General features: G+C 40.7%; 22 protein-coding genes. 5 read left to right on the top strand and 17 right to left on the bottom strand.

Going from position 1 to position 21,026, the window contains the following annotated elements:
* Nucleotides 1-135 precede the first annotated feature (135 nt).
* From uvrD to FJ709_RS17210, 4 genes are all read left to right on the top strand, one after another.
* Entirely contained in the window at nt 136-2,319 is a 2,184-nt protein-coding gene (gene uvrD / locus FJ709_RS17225) for a DNA helicase II (protein ID WP_226411450.1), read from the top strand.
* Complete coding sequence (ubiA, locus tag FJ709_RS17220; RefSeq protein ID WP_226411448.1) at nt 2,280-3,191, top strand: 4-hydroxybenzoate octaprenyltransferase; 912 nt, start codon at nt 2,280-2,282, stop codon at nt 3,189-3,191. Before uvrD ends, ubiA begins: the two co-directional genes overlap by 40 nt.
* 205 nt (nt 3,192-3,396) lie before the next feature.
* A complete protein-coding gene (locus tag FJ709_RS17215; RefSeq protein WP_226411446.1) occupies nt 3,397-4,416 on the top strand; it encodes a hypothetical protein in 1,020 nt (339 codons plus the stop codon).
* 798 nt (nt 4,417-5,214) lie between these two features.
* Nucleotides 5,215-5,637 (top strand): hypothetical protein, encoded by a 423-nt coding sequence (locus tag FJ709_RS17210; protein ID WP_226411444.1) that lies wholly within the window; start codon nt 5,215-5,217, stop codon nt 5,635-5,637.
* Between the two features lie 378 nt (nt 5,638-6,015).
* Here the strand turns inward: FJ709_RS17210 and FJ709_RS17205 are convergent, their stop codons facing one another.
* The 4 genes from FJ709_RS17205 to ubiD all read right to left on the bottom strand — a co-directional run bounded on the left by FJ709_RS17205 (nt 6,016) and on the right by ubiD (nt 10,707).
* Complete coding sequence (locus FJ709_RS17205; protein WP_226411442.1) at nt 6,016-6,594, bottom strand: nucleoside triphosphate pyrophosphohydrolase family protein; 579 nt, start codon at nt 6,592-6,594, stop codon at nt 6,016-6,018.
* Nucleotides 6,595-6,667: 73 nt separating this feature from the next.
* Entirely contained in the window at nt 6,668-8,206 is a 1,539-nt protein-coding gene (locus FJ709_RS17200; protein WP_226411440.1) for a methyl-accepting chemotaxis protein, read from the bottom strand.
* Nucleotides 8,207-8,390: 184 nt separating this feature from the next.
* Entirely contained in the window at nt 8,391-9,089 is a 699-nt protein-coding gene (gene fre, locus FJ709_RS17195; RefSeq protein ID WP_226411438.1) for an NAD(P)H-flavin reductase, read from the bottom strand.
* Nucleotides 9,090-9,225: 136 nt separating this feature from the next.
* Nucleotides 9,226-10,707, bottom strand: coding sequence for a 4-hydroxy-3-polyprenylbenzoate decarboxylase (gene ubiD, locus FJ709_RS17190; RefSeq protein WP_226411436.1), 1,482 nt, complete (start codon nt 10,705-10,707; stop codon nt 9,226-9,228).
* 195 nt (nt 10,708-10,902) lie between these two features.
* Here ubiD and FJ709_RS17185 point away from each other — a divergent pair, with 195 nt between their 5' ends.
* Nucleotides 10,903-11,505 (top strand): hypothetical protein, encoded by a 603-nt coding sequence (locus FJ709_RS17185; protein ID WP_226411434.1) that lies wholly within the window; start codon nt 10,903-10,905, stop codon nt 11,503-11,505.
* A 64-nt stretch (nt 11,506-11,569) separates the two neighbouring features.
* Here FJ709_RS17185 and FJ709_RS17180 read toward each other — a convergent pair whose 3' ends face one another.
* The 13 genes from FJ709_RS17180 to kdsC all read right to left on the bottom strand — a co-directional run bounded on the left by FJ709_RS17180 (nt 11,570) and on the right by kdsC (nt 21,025).
* Nucleotides 11,570-12,874 carry a GGDEF domain-containing protein gene (locus FJ709_RS17180; RefSeq protein ID WP_226411432.1) on the bottom strand — a complete coding sequence of 435 codons (1,305 nt, stop codon included), beginning with the start codon at nt 12,872-12,874 and terminating at the stop codon, nt 11,570-11,572.
* Nucleotides 12,874-13,863, bottom strand: coding sequence for an ABC transporter substrate-binding protein (locus FJ709_RS17175; RefSeq protein WP_226411430.1), 990 nt, complete (start codon nt 13,861-13,863; stop codon nt 12,874-12,876). Before FJ709_RS17175 ends, FJ709_RS17180 begins: the two co-directional genes overlap by 1 nt.
* 380 nt (nt 13,864-14,243) lie before the next feature.
* A complete protein-coding gene (locus FJ709_RS17170) occupies nt 14,244-14,492 on the bottom strand; it encodes a transposase (RefSeq protein ID WP_226411428.1) in 249 nt (82 codons plus the stop codon).
* A 31-nt stretch (nt 14,493-14,523) separates the two neighbouring features.
* Entirely contained in the window at nt 14,524-14,673 is a 150-nt protein-coding gene (locus tag FJ709_RS17165) for a hypothetical protein (protein WP_226411426.1), read from the bottom strand.
* 349 nt (nt 14,674-15,022) lie between these two features.
* Nucleotides 15,023-15,298, bottom strand: coding sequence for an HPr family phosphocarrier protein (locus FJ709_RS17160; protein WP_226411424.1), 276 nt, complete (start codon nt 15,296-15,298; stop codon nt 15,023-15,025).
* A 33-nt stretch (nt 15,299-15,331) separates the two neighbouring features.
* A complete protein-coding gene (rapZ, locus tag FJ709_RS17155) occupies nt 15,332-16,189 on the bottom strand; it encodes an RNase adapter RapZ (RefSeq protein ID WP_226411422.1) in 858 nt (285 codons plus the stop codon).
* A complete protein-coding gene (gene ptsN / locus FJ709_RS17150; protein ID WP_226411420.1) occupies nt 16,186-16,629 on the bottom strand; it encodes a PTS IIA-like nitrogen regulatory protein PtsN in 444 nt (147 codons plus the stop codon). The genes rapZ and ptsN overlap by 4 nt, the downstream gene beginning before the upstream one ends.
* 2 nt (nt 16,630-16,631) lie before the next feature.
* Entirely contained in the window at nt 16,632-16,919 is a 288-nt protein-coding gene (gene hpf, locus FJ709_RS17145; RefSeq protein ID WP_226411418.1) for a ribosome hibernation promoting factor, read from the bottom strand.
* A 26-nt stretch (nt 16,920-16,945) separates the two neighbouring features.
* Nucleotides 16,946-18,439, bottom strand: coding sequence for an RNA polymerase factor sigma-54 (locus FJ709_RS17140; protein WP_226411416.1), 1,494 nt, complete (start codon nt 18,437-18,439; stop codon nt 16,946-16,948).
* 160 nt (nt 18,440-18,599) lie between these two features.
* Nucleotides 18,600-19,331 carry an LPS export ABC transporter ATP-binding protein gene (lptB, locus tag FJ709_RS17135; RefSeq protein ID WP_226411414.1) on the bottom strand — a complete coding sequence of 244 codons (732 nt, stop codon included), beginning with the start codon at nt 19,329-19,331 and terminating at the stop codon, nt 18,600-18,602.
* A complete protein-coding gene (lptA, locus tag FJ709_RS17130) occupies nt 19,328-19,915 on the bottom strand; it encodes a lipopolysaccharide transport periplasmic protein LptA (protein ID WP_226411412.1) in 588 nt (195 codons plus the stop codon). The genes lptB and lptA overlap by 4 nt, the downstream gene beginning before the upstream one ends.
* Entirely contained in the window at nt 19,902-20,462 is a 561-nt protein-coding gene (gene lptC, locus FJ709_RS17125; protein WP_226411410.1) for an LPS export ABC transporter periplasmic protein LptC, read from the bottom strand. Before lptC ends, lptA begins: the two co-directional genes overlap by 14 nt.
* Nucleotides 20,459-21,025: a 3-deoxy-manno-octulosonate-8-phosphatase KdsC gene (gene kdsC / locus FJ709_RS17120; RefSeq protein ID WP_226411408.1), complete on the bottom strand. Its 567-nt coding sequence runs from the start codon at nt 21,023-21,025 to the stop codon at nt 20,459-20,461. Before kdsC ends, lptC begins: the two co-directional genes overlap by 4 nt.
* Nucleotide 21,026: the final 1 nt, after the last annotated feature.

The raw sequence follows: 21,026 nt of genomic DNA, 5'->3' as shown, positions 1-21,026 counted from the left end.
AATAAGTGAGCATTAGTTAGCCATTTTTAATCCTTTATAGGAAGTGAAGATTATATTGGGACATAAATCCACGGGCTTTCATCGCATCTGGTATCCGTTTGGCGCTATAATGCGCGCAGATTTCTGGGAGGAAAAATGGACGTATCATCATTATTAGACGGCCTGAATGACAAGCAACGCGAAGCCGTCGGCGCACCTTTATCTAACATGCTGGTATTAGCCGGCGCGGGCAGCGGCAAAACTCGGGTGTTAACCCACCGTATTGCTTGGTTAATGCAGGTTGAACAGCAAAGTCCATATTCTATTCTGGCGGTCACTTTTACCAATAAAGCCGCAGCAGAAATGCGCGAGCGTGTTGAAAAAGTAGTTGGCAGCAATATGGGACGCATGTGGATAGGCACCTTCCATGGTTTAGCTCATCGAATTTTACGCACCCATTTTCAAGATGCTAATTTACCGCAAACCTTTCAGATTATTGATTCTGACGATCAGCTCAGATTATTAAAGCGCATTTTAAAAAGCCTCAATCTAGATGATAAACAATATCCTCCAAGACAAGCTCAGGCGTATATCAATGGCAAAAAAGATCAAGGGTTAAGACCTAAGCATATTGATGCTGGTGGCTTTCCGATTGAACAAAATCTGCTTAATATTTACAAAATATATCAAGAGTCCTGCGATCGCGCGGGTCTAGTCGATTTTGCGGAAATTCTATTGCGTGCCCATGAGTTATGGCTGAATAAACCACATATTTTGGCACATTATCAGGACAGGTTTCGCCATATCTTAGTCGATGAGTTTCAAGATACCAACGCGATTCAATATGCGTGGATCCGCGTACTGGCAGGTAATACCGCAAATGTAATGATTGTCGGTGATGATGACCAATCTATTTACGGCTGGCGCGGCGCTCAAATTGAAAACTTACACCGCTTCTTAAAAGATTTCCCCGGTGCAGAAACGGTTCGCCTAGAGCAAAACTACCGCTCGACCGGCAATATCCTCAAAGCGTCTAACGATTTGATTGCCAATAACCCCGATCGTTTAGGCAAAAAACTGTGGACCGAAGATAAAGATGGCGAGCCTATTTCAGTTTACTGTGCTTTCAATGAAATGGATGAAGCTAAGTTTATTGTTGGTCGCATTAATGACTGGCAAGAAAAGGGCGGCAGCTTAAGTGACTGCGCGATTTTATACCGCTCCAATGCCCAGTCTCGTGTGCTTGAAGAAGCCTTATTGCATCGTGGTGTCGCTTATCGCATTTATGGCGGCTTACGCTTCTTTGATCGTCAAGAAATTAAAGATGCTATGGGTTACATGCGCCTAATCAATAACAAAGATGATGATGCCGCCTTTGAACGTGTGGTGAATACGCCTACACGTGGCATTGGCGATCGCACTCTGGAAATTATGCGCTCTACCGCAAGGCAACAACAATTAACTTTGTGGCAAGCAAGTTTACGTCTATTGGAAGAAAAAGTGCTCGCCGGTCGTGCCGCTAATGCCGTGCGTGGCTTTATGGACTTAGTGATTAATATGCGCACAGATACCGCTGATATGTTGTTGTATCGCATGACGGATACTGTCATTAATCAATCCGGTTTACGGACCATGTACGAAGCTGAAAAGGGCGAAAAAGCCCAGGCGCGGATAGAAAACTTAAATGAGCTAGTTACCGCAGCTAAAAGCTTTGAAATGCCAGAAGAGCTGGAAGATATGGGCGAGTTAAACGCCTTTTTATCCCATGCGGCGTTAGAGGCTGGCGAAGGTCAGGCTGATGCCTTTACTGATGCGGTGCAATTAATGACTTTGCATTCCGCTAAAGGACTAGAGTTTCCAATGGTGTTTATGTCTGGGGTAGAAGAAGGGCTTTTCCCGAGTAAAATGGCATTAGATGAAGGCGATCGTTTAGATGAAGAACGTCGTCTTTGCTATGTGGGTATGACCCGTGCCATGAAGAAGCTGTATATCAGTTATGCAGAATCCAGACGAATTTATGGCCGCGAAGATTACGCCCGTCCATCCCGTTTTATTAATGAAATACCTGAGCAATACGTTGAGCAAATTCGACTACGCGCCCAGGTTTCGCCGTCAATCAGTCAGCGTTTTCCCGCCAGAGGCGTCAGTACTGGGTTTAGCCAATCACCCGCCAATACCACCGGATTCAGTGTTGGCCAAAAAGTGAAACATTTTAAGTTCTCTGAAGGCGTGGTGACAAGCTTTGAAGGCACAGGTGAAAAAGCGCGAGTACAGGTTAACTTTCGCGACTTTGGCAGTAAATGGTTACTGGTAAGCCTAGCGAAACTGGAAGCCTGTTAAGCAAGAAGGAACTTGATGTGAAACAAAAACTGCACGCCTATGCACGCTTAATGCGCATTGACCGACCCATAGGAACTTTACTGTTATTGTGGCCGTGTTTGATGGCGCTGTTACTGGCAGCCAAGGGAATGCCGGACATTAAAGTGTTGGTTATCTTTATTGTTGGGGTGATTATAATGCGTGCTTGTGGCTGCATTATTAATGATTTTGCCGATCGTAAATTAGATGCCCACGTTGAGCGAACCCAAAATAGGCCATTGGTTTCGGGTGAAATCAGCGTGAAAGAAGCGCTGAGCTTATTTGCTATTTTAGGCCTAGTGGCATTTTCATTGGTGCTGCTGTTAAATACCTTAGTGGTGCAGCTTTCGGTTGTCGGCATTATTTTAACTGTGATGTATCCGTTTATGAAACGGGTGACTAATATGCCACAGATGTTTTTGGGTGTGGTATGGAGCTGGTCAATTCCAATGGCCTATGCGGCCCAGTTAGGCACTGTGCCTGTTGAAGCATGGTGGCTATTTATGGCCAATTGGTGCTGGACAGTGGCTTACGACACCATGTATGCCATGGTCGACAGGGATGATGATGTAAAAGTTGGTATTAAATCTACCGCCATTTTATTTGGTCGTTTTGATAGGCATTGGATTGGCTTGTTTCAGTTAGCCGCGCTTGGGTGTTTTATTATGGCGGGCTTATTAGCCGAACGTGGGCTTATATATGCGCTAGGGATTATCGCTTTTATCGGCTTCAGTGGTTATCAACAATGGATGATTTATAGGCGTGAACGCACAGCTTGTTTCACCGCTTTTTTAAATAATAACTGGGCCGGTTTGGTATTATTTTTAACGTTAACTGCCGACTACCTCATCTAATCCTGTTAGCTGTTTTTAAATGCGAGTCTTTTAATTGTTAAAGATTAACCTTGATACACTCAAAACCGCTATTTAGCGGTTTTTTGTTGTTTATTACTCAGCAAACATAATTATTAACAAATTTAATTTGTTAATAATTTGTGGGTCTATATGCTGATCGTCTTTACCTAATTTACTAAGTGCTTAAATATAAAAGGATTGTTTGATGCGTTCACAGGTGAAGTTTCGTTTATTGTTTCTGCTATTAGCATTGGTGTGTTTCGTGGCGGGGGTGAATTTTACACCCGATTCCTTGAGTACAGACAATGAAAAATGGTTGCTTGGCACTATTTCTGCCGCCTATTTTATCCTTCTACCCATTGCGTATTGGTATTGCATCATCAAAGTGGGCCAGCAAAAACTGTGGAAAATCATCATGGTGTTGAGCTTAAGCAGCTTAGTAGCAAGATTGAGTTACCCAGCGGAGTTAAGCCATTATTTCGAGTTTGTGATGTGGGTGCGCTACCCTATCATTGCAGTGTTATTGGTTATTCAATTGTATTTGATGTTCAGTGTTATTCGCGGACTGTTTAAGGTCAGAAAACTGAAAGGTGACCCCAGAGTCGGCGCAGTTGAAACCTACCGAGAAGGTGATGATAAAAATTTAACCCTTGCGCTTATTCTTGCCAGCGAAGCGACCAACTGGCTTTATGCTATTCCCAGGTTTTCACGCAATCAACAACCCGCAATCGCTCATATCAAGCTTATTAGCGCTTCTAGGTGGCATGTCGCATTCATGGTGCTGGCTTGTCTTGCTGCATTGACGACCTGCTATGTGTTATTGCAGTCGTGGAGCCAATTAGTGGCCATTATAGTATCGTCTTTCATTGGTTATACCTTGATGTCGATAGTGGCCAACCATAGAGTGTCGCGTTACTACTCGATATATATTCTGCGTAATAAGCTTGTTATCAATAACTCCTTATGGGGTTTTATGGTGATAGATATGGCTGATATTTCCTGCATGCTCAATCAAGAAGCGAAGTCTGAAACTAAAGATGATACTGAGGTTCTCTCAATCGGGCGAGGGCAGACTAATTTAACCCTTAACTTAGTAAAGCCTGTTATTTACCACGGAGGCATGGGGCAATTGCCCGAGCCGATGAGTATGATTCATTTGAGTGTTGATAATCCACAAGATGTAATAGCGGCGATTGAAGCTAGCAGAGCAGGAATAGCTGCTTAACCAAACGTCTCTGTTTTCGATACCCTCAGTCGTATCTATACTGGGTCATTCATCTCTTCAATTTTACTTCATTTCAGTATTTCCAAACTCCGTTTGGATTAACATCGCAGGATTCCATCCTGCACCGGCCAAAAGGGTATCAACAGCAATACCCTCTTGGATCTCCCTGCCGCCCCAGACGAAAAATGCTGAAAAGCGCATAATTTTCGATGGGGATCGATCCAGCTTTAAACTTCATTTTAATCGGCTTCGGCCATTGTCACCTAATATAAAAAATATCCTAACGCTTCCGATGGGCCATCCCTGGCCCAACGAAAGCTAGCGTGGCATCCATGCCAAGCTCACGGGTTCTCGGGATAAAGAGTCTCGATGGCCTCAATTCAAACCTTACATCTCAGCTTTTTTATGGAATTGTTACAAATGAAGTTAAATCGAAGATGTGAAAAATTCGGGTGTAGATGAGCCTGCGAGTATCCAAAACATGGATGTTTTGGTTAAGCTCACATGGAGGTGCTTGCGGCGTCTCGCTGGATCATCTGCACATAGGCCTGCGGCAGGCAATGGATTAGATTGAAGTCACGGACTGACTTAACCTACCCAATATAACTTGTATTAAAACATTGAATTAAAGTTATAAAGTAGATTAAAGTATGAAAACTTAAGGACAGAGTTGGGTTATCTCGAACACAATCATCGAGTACGCCATTTAGGGAAGAAAAGCCATTCAATAACATGCGTCTATTAACTCCCCCTAAAATGTTTACCCTGATCCAACTAATCTTGTAAAAGGAGTTTGTTATGCAGTATAAAAACACTCAGCTTGGAATCGCGATGCTTTCAGTTATGGGAGTTGTAACATTAGTGCTTATCTTTGCTTCCGTAACTCAACCTACCGAACCGATTGGATTTGCTTATTTAATTGTAGGTTTGGTTTCAATTCTTTTTTCAGCATTAACAATCAAAGTTGAAGATGGAGAGATAAGATGGTTTTTTGGTCCAAAATTTTGGAATAAATCAATAAAGATATCTGAAATTGAGTCGGCACAAGAGATAAGAACAAAATGGTACTATGGGCTTGGAATTCGTTTGATCTCAACTGGATGGTTATATAATGTTTCTGGTCTCACTGCTGTTGAATTAAAACTTAAAGATGGCACAACGGTTTGTCTGGGTACAAACGATCCAAAAAACTTAATAAAGGCTATCCAGAAAAGTCGTTAACTTGTGCTTGTTCTTGCAAGTTTTGGCCAACTATTTTCCGCCTTTTACAGTGCTTGTTACTAATTCATTTCTGTCCAAAAACAAGCTTGGTAGGCCCTAATGTAGCGTCCAGTTTTTATTGACCACTACAATCCTGAACATCCCTGCGGCAGGCAATAAGTACCCATGAAGTATTGGACTCATTACACTAACCAGAGTGATTGCCGTTGAGACACTGAGTGCGGCAGGCATTTAGTATGCTCAGGATCATCGCGATTATCTTTGTAAATTAAACACAAAAAATGCGCTTACCGTTAATACGATAAGCGCATTTTATTTGGCTATTTTGCTATTCTCATGGCGAGTGTTTTAGCAGACAACCGCTTTAAGCTTTATGCCTTAACCCTTAACTAGCGACGTTAAATCTGCTGGGCGATAATAAACTGACTTTAATACCTTGCCTTGACGAACGGTTTTACCGGCCATTTCTACATCTTTAGCACATTTTGCGATTAAAAAATCACCTTTTTGACTGCCAACAATTTCTACGCCTTGTTTTGCATAATGGGCAATCGTTTCATCTAACTCTTGTTGATTGCGACACACTTTACTCATGTTACTTGAGTGCACTTCATCCCAGCATTGAATAAAATCTATTTCACGGTTTTTAGCCACATTTAATAACAGATCAATCAGATAACTAATTTCTAAACGATCACTTACCTGAGACGCACCTAAGTGGACTAAACGCCCCATTAACACATATACAGAGTCAACAATGGCATCAGCCTGTTCAACTTTACAATCTGCCTCAGCTAGCTCAGTTAACTCTTCAATAATAAGCGAGGTGTGAAGGGTATCTGCTTTACTGTCTAAACTTGATTCGTCGGCAACTGGAAGGTCAAATGTGCTGCGAAATTCAAAAATATCATGGTAAAGGTGATCAAAAATAGGCTGAGTTAACTGACTTAATTGCATGTGGAACCTTATAAATGGGTAATGAGTCGTTCATGTATTGGGTGATAAGGTAACTATGTTAGGTTTAATAACGTTACCCAAATGTATTACGTAAGCCTTTGGCCTTTTCAGCATGATGCTGAATGTTTATTGCCGCCGATCCTATCACATTTAAATTATCAACATTACTTTGGCTAAGCTGACTTATTTGATGAATATTATGGGTCATTTCAACGGTTACATTTTTTTGTTGCTCTGTTGCCACCGCACTTTGCTGGGTAAACTGATTTATTTCACTCATGCGTTGATACACTTGATCAAATTTTTCAGTCACTTGACCCATTTCATTTGCACAAACTTCGGCTTGTTGCTTACTGTTTTGCATTTGAACAGACCAGTCATGAAGCATGGTGTGCATTGACTGAATACTTTTAGAAATAGTATCGGTGGAGAGCTGCGTTCGGCTGGATAAGGCGCGAACCTCATCAGCAACGACGGCAAAACCTCGGCCTTGTTCACCAGCTCTGGCTGCTTCAATGGCGGCATTTAGCGCCAGTAAATTTGTTTGCTCAGCAATACCATTAATTTCAAGCATCGCATTAGACACATTTTCCGCTTCTTTGGTTAATAAATGCGAATTTTCAGCCGCTGTGGTCACTGAATGACTTAGCAGTTCAATTTGTTTCTTATTGTTTTGCATGGTTTGACGATTTTCAACACAGACCAGTTGGGCTTCTTCTGCATGGTGTGATGTCGATAAGGCGTGTTGTGCCATATCTGACACCGTGTTGTTCATTGTTTCTATCGCGGTAGCGATATGATTAATCTGATTCTGTTGTTGCTCAATACTGCGATTAGCTTGCTTAGATGAGGCAACAAGTTCATTGGCTATTTGATCAAGGTTATTACCTTGATCCTGCGCACGCCCAAGCACTCCCTGCATTTTTGCCTGATTAAGGATCAGCTGAAAATCTAATACAGTGCTGTTGCCGTTACCACAAAATACCAAACGACTTACTGAGTCATATTTTTGCTGTAATTGCTGTATTTTAGCGGGAATAGTGAACAGCTCTTCCTTGAAAATAACGGCCATTAAAATGGATAACGCCAGGGTGAAGAGTGCGGTGCCAGTATTGAACATTACTGCCATAGCGATAACAGCTGCCATGATTATTATAGCAGCGACCGTTTTTTTATGGCTGAAACTCATGGGTGAAGAAAGCTTTTTGCCCTGTTTGATTTTGGCGTATAAGCTAGTGGCCCTAGCAATATATTCAGGCTTTGCTTTTATCCGAACAGATTGATAACCGATTACTTTACCATTTTCAAATAGAGGGGATATAAAAGCATCAACCCAATAATAACTGCCATCCTTACAACGATTTTTAACGATACCACGCCAAGATTCACCCGCTTTTAATTTATCCCAAAGCTCTTTAAATGCTTCTGCTGGCATGTCGGGGTGACGTACTAGGTTATGGTTATGGCTAACAAGCTCATGCTCACTGTAACCCGATATTCGAATGAAAATGGGGTTTGCATAGGTAATAATACCGCGAGTATCGGTTATTGAAACCAACTCGTCGCCCGCTTTTAGTTCAACTTCCTTATTAATAATGGGCTTGTTTCGCATCAGATACTTCCATAATTTTTAACGTACGCACGGCGTAGGCTTTAATTGTTTGTTATTACCAATATTAGATGATGAAGGGATAACTTTCACGTTAGATCTTACTAAAGAGGTATTAAGTTAGTATTATCAATAAAAAAACCGACTCAGTGAATCGGTTTTAAAGAAGCTTTAAATATATCAATAACTACTTTATGAATGCAAAAGCATCACCATAAAGATGGGCTTCTTCGATACCTTGGGCTCTAAATACTTCACGCGCTGCGCCTACCATATCGAATCGTCCAGCAATATAGACGTCATATCCATTAAGGCTGATAAAATCCTGCTTAATTTGTTCCAGTAAATTGGCTTGTTTGCCTGTCCAATTTGCATCGGCCTGTTCAATAACAGGTATAAACTCTAGCCACTCATGGGCTTGGTGCCATTGACGTGCGATAGCTTGATAATACATAGCATCTTCGGTGCGACATCCCCAATAAAAATGGGTATGTACTTTTTCGCCGATAGCAATTTGGTGCTCAATGATACTTTTGATATATGAAAAACCTGTGCCGCCTGCAATCAAAATACGCGGACGGATACTGTCTTCGCGAAAATAGGCATCACCAGCGGGGGCTTCGATATCAATGTGAGTAGCGTTTTTTAAGCGCTCTACCACCTGCATTGGATAGCTTTCACTTACCGCAGCACCGATATGTAATTCAATTTCATCGGCATTGGGTGCTGATGCAATAGAAAAAGGACGTTTGTCTTTTTCACCCATAACAATACTTAGATACTGACCCGCTTTAAAATCAAAAGCAGTGTCAGGTTTAAGAACGACCTGGAATACAGCGTCATTAAACGGGGTGATTTTTTTAATCTGACAACGAATGGTTTTCATCTAACGTCCTTTAGGCCCTTTCTTTTGAAGGTGGTTTATCATTTGCTAAATTATAGCGTTTAGTTACTCTTAACTCACGTCTTACTGAGATGTTACTTTTTCATCATCAAAGTGTATTTCGACAGATTAACATACTCTATAGTGTAGCTTGACCATCAATACCCAGTTGTTCCCACATTTGATCAACTTTCTCTTTAACAGCCTTATCCATTACTATCGGCGTACCCCATTCGCGATTGGTTTCACCAGGCCATTTATTGGTAGCATCTAAGCCCATTTTTGAGCCTAAACCAGCGATTGGCGAGGCAAAGTCTAGATAATCAATTGGGGTATTGTCTATCAGTACGGTATCACGTGTAGGGTCCATACGGGTTGTGATTGCCCAGATGACATCTTGCCAGTCGCGACAGTTTACATCGTCATCGACTACCACAATAAACTTGGTGTACATGAACTGGCGTAGGAATGACCAAGCACCCATCATGACCCGCTTAGCGTGACCTGGGTATTGCTTACGGATAGAGATAATCGCCATGCGATATGAGCAGCCTTCTGGCGGCAAATAGAAGTCGATAATTTCTGGGTATTGTTTGCGTAATATGGGCACAAAGACTTCATTGAGTGCTACGCCTAACATGGCAGGCTCATCAGGTGGGCGGCCAGTATAGGTGCTGTGATAAATAGCATCTTTACGGTGAGTAATATGCGTTACCGTAAAGACTGGAAAGGCATCGGTTTCATTGTAGTAACCGGTATGGTCGCCATAAGGACCCTCTTCGGCAACTTCATCGGGGGCTATATAGCCTTCTAGGATGATTTCGCTGGTAGCGGGCACTTCTAAATCACAACTGATTGCTTTACATATTTCAGTACGTTCGCCACGTAAAAGCCCCGCAAAGGCATATTCGCTCATAGAATCTGGTACTGGTGTTACCGCACCTAAAATAGTGACTGGATCGCTTCCCAGTGCAACGACCACTGGATAGTTTTCTCCCGGGTGTTTTTGTTTAAAATCTTTAAAATCTAATGCACCACCGCGATGATCTAGCCAGCGCATAATGAGTTTGTTTTTACCCAAAAGCTGCTGACGATAAATACCTAAGTTTTGGCGTTTTTGACGTGGACCTTTGGTAATAGTTAATCCCCAGGTAACCAGAGGTGCAACGTCTCCCGGCCAGCAATGCTGAATTGGCAGCGAGGTTAAATCAACCTCGTCACCGGTTTTTATGACTTCTTGGCAAGGTGGATTACGCACTGTTTTGGGCGGCATGTTTAACGCTTGTTTAAACATTGGGATCTTTGAAATAGCGTCTTTAAAACCCGTTGGTGGTTCAGGCTCTTTTAAAAATGCCAATAATTCACCAACTTCCCGCAGCGCTAGCGGATCTTCTTTACCTAGTGCCATAGCAACACGTTTAGGTGTGCCAAATAAATTGACTAAAACAGGCATAGAATTATTAACTGGGTTTTCAAACAACAAGGCTGGGCCACCGGAGCGTAATACTCTATCGGCTATTTCAGTCATTTCAAGATGAGGGTCAACTGGATGACTAATGCGTTTGAGCTCACCATTGGCTTCAAGATGATTAATGAAGCTGCGTAAATCCTTGAAACTCATACCTACCGCCTATATATGCAATTCGATGTGGCGCGCACTATAGCATTTTTATAATTTGAGGTTAAGCCATTTGATCCCTATCGGTGTGCTATAGATACGTTATTTATGTGTAATTAATATGCTCAGGTGTAAACTGATGTTGAGTGGTTTGACATTGACAAAGCTATGTATGTATTAACCGGGATGTAACGTTAAATGATCATGAAAATCAATATTGTAAAAGTACTGCTGCTTGCGGTTGCTATTAGCAGCCATTTCGTTCTGGCAAAAGAGCCATTAAGATTCGATCTACTCAATCAAGATACTGAATCATCTATTGGTCAGCAACAAAGCATTAGCCAAGGTTATCAGCAGGGTCATCGGCAACATTATCAATCCAACCATCGACAACACTATCGACAAAGTAATCAATATGGCTACCAAGCCCCTTGGCGTTGGGGGACTGGTTGGAATAATCACTGGGGGCCAAATATTGGCATTGGCTGGAGTTCTGGTTATCGATGGGGAAATGATTGGGGATGGCGTGACCCTTGGTATAATAACAGACGTGCAAACTATGATTATGATCGAAATGACTATAATCGATACAGCGAATATCCTAGACGTGATGTTATTGTTGAACCGGTATTCGTGACTGAACCAACTAGAACAACCACATCAATACAGTATGATCGCACAATAAAAACCTTACCTGAAAATGCTAGAGTGATTCAGCTCGAGGGGAAAACGTTATATGAGTGGCAAGGGATAAGATATGTCTATGACTGGTCTACAGAGCGCTATGTAAAAGTAGAATAAAGGGATACAACACGATAAAAAAGTATGGCCAAAATAGGTCGGTAATTTTATCTGATTCACGGGTTTAATTGATATTTTGAAATAAGCAGTAGTGGTTGTCGACATCTTGTTTTGCCATATACATGGCTGTATCAGCGGCGGTAACTAGGCTACCGCTACTTTTACCATGTAATGGAAACTGACTTATACCAATGCTTGCCCCCACACTGAGTATTTCACCATTGGCTATTATAGGCTGCTCTATCAGCATGATTATCTGATTAACTTTGGCAATAATATCATGTACATCATCAATATAATCTAACCATACAACAAACTCATCGCCACCCAATCTGCCCACAAAGTCGCTGCTGCGAAGGTGAGAAGTGAGACGCTGAGCTATGGTAATTAATACTTCATCCCCCATTTGATGGCCTAAAGTATCATTAATAATTTTGAATCTATCTAGGTCAATAAACAACAACGCTGCCTTTTCATCCCTTCTTGTGCCTCTGGCAATGGCAATATCAATTTGCTTTATAAATGCTCTGCGGTTGTAAATCGAGGTGAGTTCATCGTGTTCAGCTAAATAAGTGAGTTTGACTTGTTGTGCGGTTAGCTTTGCGGTTTGCCTGGCGACCTCTCGTTTGAGCTGATCTTTTTTGACGGTGATGTTCTGTAATGAGGACTTCATATGGTTGAAGTTGTCACTCATTTCGAAAAATTCATCTTTCATTGTGTAGGCAATACGGCTTTCTAAGTCACCTGCAGCTAATTTTCGCATGCCGTCATTAAGCGCTTTCATGCCGCGTTTAAATCTAATCAGAGTGATAGATGACCAAAGGGTTGCTATGGCAGAGAGTAGTAATACGACCAGGGAAATTGATATGAGTAAAGATTGTTGGGTTTGTTTTGCTTGTGAAATGGTCAGTTGATGCAGACGATACATATCCTCAGTCATTCTTTCAATATTCATGCTGTATTTTACTTTAAGTAACCGCACTGAGGTGGAGGTTCTTTCTACAGGTGTTTCGCCATTTTTTGAGCTCTGCTGAGTATTAAATAGCACTCTAATATTGGTGTTAAGGCGATTTAGATTATCTAATACTTGCTGTTGCTTAGTATTCCACTGCATCTTTTTTGATAGCTCAAATGCTAAGCTAGCCTGTCTGGCATTTAACTCAGTTAAACTGAGTTTGTCAGCGTATTCTTCATAAAGCCATAATTGGCTTCGAAGGCTGTCAATGCTGAGTTGAATTTGCATTGAGTGGTTAAGTTGTTGATAGATTTTCTGCTGGTAGTCGTGTGCTCGAAATAAAGCTTCGCCGACGGCAAGCGTTAATAATGCACACAAAATCGCGGTTAATTTTAGTCGTGTCGCAAGTGTCATTAATGCTCGTCCTGATGCTGACTGATAGCGGATTCAAATAGCTGTTTATCAATAATCATTCTGACATCGATTCGATTATCTTTAAGGACTAATCTATTGTCAATTGCCCATTGGGCTTGTGACTGAATGTTTGAAACTAAAGCATTACTTAATGATACTCGAAAAGAGTAATCCTTCCATAAATAACGCAGTTGTTGTAAATCCATGTCTAACGTTTGACTGACAATGAGTTGCGATTCAGTAGGGTTCTCGCTAATAAAGTCAATTGCATCACTGAGCGCTTTAAGTAAACTTTGACGATCTTTCAGACTAACTTGATTTTGTTTTAACCCGAGCAGGTTAAATGACAGGTTATAAAGCCCTTTGGTACTCATAACCTGGTTAGCGTTTTTACTCCTTTGTAATATTTGATAACCTAATGGCTCCCAGGCTGAAATAGCATCTACCTCACCGTTTTCTAGCGCAGCTAACAGCTCATTAGGTTTCAGGTAGACTCTTTCTAAAGGCAAGTCTTGCTGATGATGAAGTATCAGTAGGCTATCAAAAAAGAATTCACTGGCACTGCTTTTGATGATACCTATTCTTGCATTTTTAATACTCGCTAGATTTTGATATTTTTCCGCGGATAAGCTGATTAATTTAATATCATTATCAGACTCAACAAAACTGGTTAAAATAGAAAAATCGCTACGATAGAAGCTATTAAACATGGCTACAGTTTCTGATGCGGTGGCAAAGTCCACTTGTTCAGTGATAAGAGCTTCAAAACATTTTACACCACCCTCGTGTCCTATTAATTCAACATTTAATCCGTGTTGCTTAAAAAAACCCTTTTCATGCGCAACAAATAAAGGCGTCGATAGTGGGGTATTAGAAACTGCAATTTTGATGACATTAGCCGTACTGTTTTGTGGGTTAACCGTTGAATCAGGCTGACATGCGGATAATAGTACAACAAGCAACATACATACAGGGAGTTGAAATTTCATACATAATTGATTTTAGTTAATAATGGTAAGTGTAGTGGCTAAAAGACATGTTCGCTAAATTGTTGAGTAAAAAACTGTTAATTATTATAGAAGTAAGTAAAAAGTTGTAGTTATAATCTGAATTTGACTAATCCTTATTATCTTAATGCTGGCGTTAACGGTAAAAATATTACTCACTATTAAGGGGCTAAATGAGGCTTAGCCTAATTATTGTCGTGTGGATTGTCTTTGGATTGTCGTGCGGATAAAGTGGCAAGGGTGTTAGTGCGTCACTATTAGGCTACTAGCGCCATATTATTATGTGTGGTTGTTGTTTGCATTGATATATCCCATTACTGGGGAATAATTGAATATATCCAAACACCCTTGCCGAAACTGGTTTAAGCAATCATTTGCAATTGTTTATTTAAGCTTTGGATTTGCCTTTGTAAAGAGGCTATTTGTTCTGTGATTAGATCTTTTTTAACCTCAACTGGTTCAGTCGTTGATTTTACCCATTGGTATACCACTCTAGATGAAACGCCATATTCCTTGGCTACTTCTGATAACAAGCGGTTATGGTCAGTGACTTGATTAACCACTTGATTGATTAGTGTGTCTGGATAACGATTGCTTAGGTATTTTTTCATAATCAAAGTCCACTTTTTTGAATGCAGATATTTATCGTTTTTCAACTTCCCATTGACTAAAACCAACATTGGCAAAAAATGTGTAGTGTTGCTGAATTTTTGTAAAAATTGGGCTAGCCAATTTAAGAGTATGTCCAAAAACAGTATTAATCGTATTTAAGGTTAACTGTGTATTTCGCATAGTGTTCTCTCCAATAAGTTTTGCTAGCTTTAAATCTAGTACCACTTTGTAGGTACTGGTTACTATATGAAAAGAACGTGCCAACTATTTTTTTATTAAATTTTTATTTATTTTCAATTTGTTAGAGTTTTATGGTTTCTGTGGTGGTCGTAGGAGATGCAATATAGTGGTGCAATTGCACTAATTCGGGGGAGAAATTTAAATTTTCCTAATTGCATTAATTTAACCTCAACTTAAATCTGGTTAAGGGATACATTCAATAAGTTAGATTCAACACGTTTAGCCATTTTAAAGCAAAGGTGGGTATACGATTAAAAACTAGATTTAACCGATGGAGAAATGATTAGGATCAACAACCTTCTTCGAACTTGTCATTAATTAAATTACAGATAGCATCAAGAGCGGATTGTGCATCTGGCCCTTCTGCTATGATATCTATGGTTTTACCTAAGCCACTTTCAAGCATTAATAAGCCCAATACACTGGCCGCGCTGGCCTTTTTTTCACCCTGGATCAGGGTAACATTGGCATTAAATTCATTAGCAAGAATAGCCAGTTTGGTAGCAGCTCGTGCGTGTAAACCAAGCTTGTTTGATATGATGACTTGGCGCTGTAAAAGACTCATTTAGTTAAGTTCCGACAAGTAACTGAATAGCGATTATTTATGCTTGTTTATAAGCTCTCGGTGCCTTGCTTGAACAACATGTTTTTTACCACTTGAAAAACGTTTAGCAAGCTGGTCGGCGATATAAACTGAACGATGCTGGCCACCAGTACAACCAATAGCTATGGTTAGGTAGCTGCGGTTATTGCGCTCTAAGTGGGGCATCCATGTTTCAAATAGGTTTTCTATTTGCCAAATGAATTTATTTACCAGCGGTTGCTGGCCAAGAAATTCCTGCACGGGTTCATCTAATCCAGTAAAGGGACGTAATTCTATTTCCCAATGTGGGTTAGGTAAAAAGCGTACATCAAACATAAAATCGGCTTCGGCGGGCATACCATATTTAAAACCAAATGACTCAAAATTGATCACTAACTCTTTATCAACACTGCCCATTAAAATTTCACGTACTTGATCACTAAGTTGATAAATATTTAACTTAGATGTGTCGATAAAATGGTCTACGTATTCAGAAATAGGCGCCAGTAGCTTACCTTCAAATTGAATCGCATCCTGTAGGGACATATTCTTTTTCGATAATGGATGTAGTCTGCGGGTTTCACTGTAACGTTTTAGTAGGGCTTCATCACTTGCCTGTAAAAAAAAGCTTATGACTTCAGTATCCTTAGATAACCACGCAAGCTGCTGCTGTAATACTTTACCTTGCTCTTCTATATTTCTAACATCAACACTTATGGCCACCAGTTCATTGGTGTTTCTAAGCTGCTCTAATAGTCGTCCAATTAAGGGCAGTGGTAAGTTATCAACGCAATAGTAACCCAGGTCTTCTAGTACCCTAAGTGCGACAGATTTACCTGAGCCCGAACGACCGGATACAATGACTAATTTCATGCTGTGATAACCTGATAGAGTTCAGTTGAGTTACTTGCTTTTCGTAACTGCTTAAGAATCTGTTTATCCGATAACTTTTCAGCCATTGAGGATAGGGTACTGAGATGTTGCTGGCACTGGTCTGCTGGCACCAGTAATGCAAATAAGAGATCCACTGGTTGTTTGTCGATAGCATCAAATGAAATCGCTTCTTCGCACTTTATAAAAACCGCGATAGGGCGAACGATGGACGTTAAACGACCATGCGGGATTGCAATGCCAGAGCCTATTCCTGTGCTACCCATTTTTTCTCTAGCCACTAGGCTTTCAAAAATCTCTTGTGAAGATAGGGATGGGTACTGGGCTGCAGCTAAATCGCTGATAAGCTCCAGTACCTTTTTCTTACTGCCCGGTGTGGCACAGGAGGTGCATTCCGGCTGCAGGATGGTACTAAGTTCCATCATTAATGCTTAGTTAATTTCTCTTTGTGTTTAATGACCTGACGATCGAGTTTATCAATCAGGGCGTCTATAGCGTGATACATGTCGGCATGTTCAGATGTCGCAAATACTTCAGCTCCATTTAAGCTGACTTTTGCTTCAGCTATCTGTTGTTGCTTTTCGACATTTAATACTACGTGGACATTATTGATCTGATCGAAATGTCGTTCAAGTTTTGTAAACTTACTTGTGACATATTCTCTTAGTGATTCAGTAATTTCAATATGATGACCCGTCAAGGTGATTTGCATATTTTTCCTCCAATTGCCTAGGTAGATTATAAACTCTTACGTTGGTTTGAGGGAGGGATCATCATCGCTTCGCGGTATTTCGCGATGGTGCGACGTGCAACATTGATCCCTTGTTCTGCCAGAAGGTCTGCCATTTTACTGTCGCTTAATGGCTTTCTCTGGTTTTCAGCTGCCACCAGCTTTTTAATAAAGGCTCTAATTGCTGTAGATGAACACTCTCCGCCATCATCAGTACTTACATGGCTAGAGAAAAAATACTTAAGTTCGAATAGTCCGCGCGGTGTATGCATATACTTTTGCGTGGTGACACGCGAAATAGTAGATTCATGCATTTCGACAGCTTCAGCTATGTCATTCAACACCATAGGCTTCATTGCTTCTGCACCATACTCAAAAAAACCTTGCTGAAATTGCACAATACAATTGGATACTTTAAGCAGGGTGTCGCTACGGCTTTCTAAGCTTTTTATAAACCATTTGGCTTCTTGTAAGTGACCTCGAATAAATTGAGTATCTGTTGAACTCTTACTACTTTTTGCCATGGCGGCATATTGTTGATTAATCCCTATTTTAGGCATGTTATCAGGGTTCAATTCAACTACCCAACGGCCATTCTTTTTCGTCACTGACACGTCTGGGATAACATATTCATCATCCGGTGGGGTGATCATCGTGCCAGGACGTGGATTTAAAGATTGAATTAATTCAATGGCTTCGCGCAGCTCATCTTCTTTTAGCTTAGTTTTACGCATTAAGGTGCGAAAATCACGTCCTGCTATCAAATCTAAATAATCTTTGATTAATATTCTGGCATTATCAATATGTGGCGTATCTGGTGCAAACTGAACAAGTTGAATCAACAAGCATTCACTTAAACTACGCGAAGCAACCCCGAGAGGATCGAAATGTTGTATGCGTTTTAGTACCGCTTCTACTTCGTCTAATTCGACAGAATCATCGCCCATAGCTTCTAAAATATCTTCAGTACTTTGGGTGAGATAACCTGTGTCATCAATGGCATCAATAATGGCTGTGGCAATAGCTAGGTCTGTTTCAGAAAAAGGGGTTAGATTTTTTTGCCATTCTAAATGCTCGTATAATCCTTCGGATGTTTCACCTTGGAAGGGCATGTCATCATTTGGCATGCTGCCTGAACCCGAACCAGGACTTGCCATTGGTGAGGCGCTGTACACTTCATCCCAGGTAGTATCCATTGGCAAGTCTTCAGACATTTGCTCTTTAGTCATTGACTCTGCGGTGTCGACATTTGAAGTGTCTTTTTCGACTACAGGTGCACTGATTTCATTGAAGTCAGTTTCTGATAGGTCTTTTGAGTTGTCATTTTTGTTGCTAAGTGCTGAAAATTCATCTTCCATTTCAAGCAAAGGATTGGAATCTAATACTTGTTGAATTTCTTGCTGTAACTCCAAAGATGATAACTGCAGCAAACGTATAGCTTGTTGCAGCTGTGGGGTCATAGTGAGGTGCTGACCCATTTTAAGTTGGAGTGAAGCTTTCATTACTGCTGATCCCTAGAAGAATTCGGCTTTCTACACTGATTAAAGTGAGTGATAGTCGCAATTTTTTAACAAATGGTTTTACTTTACCTACAAACGATCTATTAGCTTAGTTGCCAGAAACACTATGCCAAGCAAGTGCTTCAGATCCTATTTAGATTAACTATAGCTTGAATTGTTCGCCTAAGTATACTGCTCGAACTTGCTGATTGTTGAGTACTTCAGTTGGAGTGCCTTCGGCAATCAAATTTCCCTGACTAACGATATATGCCCGCTCACACACATCAAGTGTTTCACGGACGTTATGATCAGTAATTAATACGCCTAGGCCACGGTGTTTGAGTTGAAGAATGATTTTCTTAATATCAATCACTGAAATAGGGTCAACACCCGCAAAGGGCTCATCTAACAATATAAATTTAGGATTGGCTGCTAAAGCGCGTGCAATTTCTACCCGTCGTCTTTCGCCTCCAGATAGTGACATGCCTAGGCTATCGCGAATATGGGTAATATGGAATTCTTCTAAAAGATGTTCAAGTTCCTGAATTCGCTCATCCGAAGTCATCGATTTTCGGGTTTGCAACACGGCCATAATATTATCGTGCACACTGAGCTTTCTAAAAATACTGGCTTCTTGCGGTAAATAGCCAATACCTTTTCGCGCACGTAAATGCATTGGGTCAGCAGTTAAGTCATCGTCATCAATTAAAATGCGGCCATGATCACTTTTGACTAAGCCAACAACCATATAAAACGTGGTCGTCTTACCTGCGCCATTGGGACCAAGTAGTCCGACAATCTGGCCTGTTTTTACAGTTAGACTGACACTTTTAACCACTTGACGACTTTTATAGCTTTTAGCTAAATTCTCAGCTGTTAAGGTAATTTGGGTCATTGGTTACCTTGCTTTTTTAACGGAATTTCAGGTAATTTTTGTACTGGTGAATTATCATTTTGGAAGTTTTCCGGTTGAATAATGGTAATAACACGATCTTCACCTTTACCGGTACTTTCAGCGATAAGTTCCTGAGCATTAATATTGTAACGGATCACATTACCTGTCACTTTACTGCCAGCTTGATCTAGCTTAGCGTTACCGGTTAATAACAGTCCAGTTGTTGCTAAGTCATAACGAATTTCATTGGCACTGGCTGTACCTATGCGACCATCATCAAGTTCTTGTGAAAACGTAGCAGGGTTACCGGTCGCAATGAGCGTTTTAGTCTGGCCGTTTTCAGCTGAAAATGCCCGCAGTTCATCGGCTTCGATATTGATCGAGCCTTGGGTAATCTTTACTGGTCCGTTAAAAATAATTTGATTATTTTTAACATCAGCTCGTTGACTTACAGCAGCAATTTTAAGCTCTTGCTTCAAATCGCCTTCTTTGGCTACGGCGTTGCCTGCTAATATACTAATAGCTAAAGTGCAAATAACACTGCTTTTACCGAGCAATGTTGTTAAAAAATTAATGTGGTTCATATGTCCCTTCTACCTGACTGAGTAAGGTAATTTGTTCTGCATTGAGATCGGCAAATAGCCCTAAGCCTTGAATAATAAAACCATTACCTTTAATGGTAACTGACTCTTCAGAACGGCCTATCATAGTGTTTAAATTAAAGGTGACTTGCTGAGTCTCAAGTGATTGTAATGGCTCTTTAATATCAATAGCATCGATAACTACATCGTTATGTAAACTGACTTCATTTGAATGTTGATCTAAGGTCGCATTTTTAGCTGTTATTTGCCACTGCGCTTTACCATTTTCAGGGTAAATAAGTAATACAGGCTCTGTAAATAAAGTGGTATTTGAGCGGGTAAAATGTTCCATATGCTCGGCACTGACTTTGCTGTCAACAAACCCCAACTTATTAAATTCTGTCGTGCGAAGATTGTCGGCCACAAAATCAGGTCGCTCAATTCTAGGATCTTTGATTAACGCCATTTGATTACGTTTGACTTGTACTTGCCAATACAATACCAAGGCTAAGCCAAAAAATGCACAAATAGCCAATGTGGTTCGATTCATATGCTCATACCATGTGCACTTTCAAATTTATTTTGGCTTAGTAGTAACAAATCAGTGAGTTCTCTCAAAGCACCATTGCCACCTTTAATGGTAGTTATCATATGGCAATGTTGTTTCACGTAAGGATGTCCATCGGCAACGCTAACAGCAAGTCCTACTACTTTCATAACAGGTAAATCTACCATGTCATCGCCAATATAAGCTACCTGTTCAGCAGTGACGTTATATTTTCTGATTAATTCCTCGTAGGGAGTAAATTTATCATCTATACCTTGATAAATATCTTTGATACCTAAAGCCGTCATGCGATTTTCGACAATTTTAGATTTTCGTCCGGTAATAACCGCAACATTAATGCCACTGGTTAATATTGACCGAACGCCATATCCGTCTCGAGTATGGAAAGCTTTTGACTCTTCACCGCTATTATTAAGGTAAATACGGCCGTCAGAAAAAACACCGTCAACGTCGCAAATAAGCAGTTTAATTTTTTGAGCGCGCAGCCAAATATCATCACTAATAGGGCCATAAAAACCTTGGTGAGTTTGCGTATTTATTGTCATG

Origin of the sequence: Shewanella glacialimarina (genome assembly GCF_020511155.1) — a bacterium.
Taxonomy (GTDB): domain Bacteria; phylum Pseudomonadota; class Gammaproteobacteria; order Enterobacterales; family Shewanellaceae; genus Shewanella; species Shewanella glacialimarina.
Note: the sequence above shows the minus strand (reverse complement) of the source record. Positions and strands in the feature narration are given on the sequence as shown.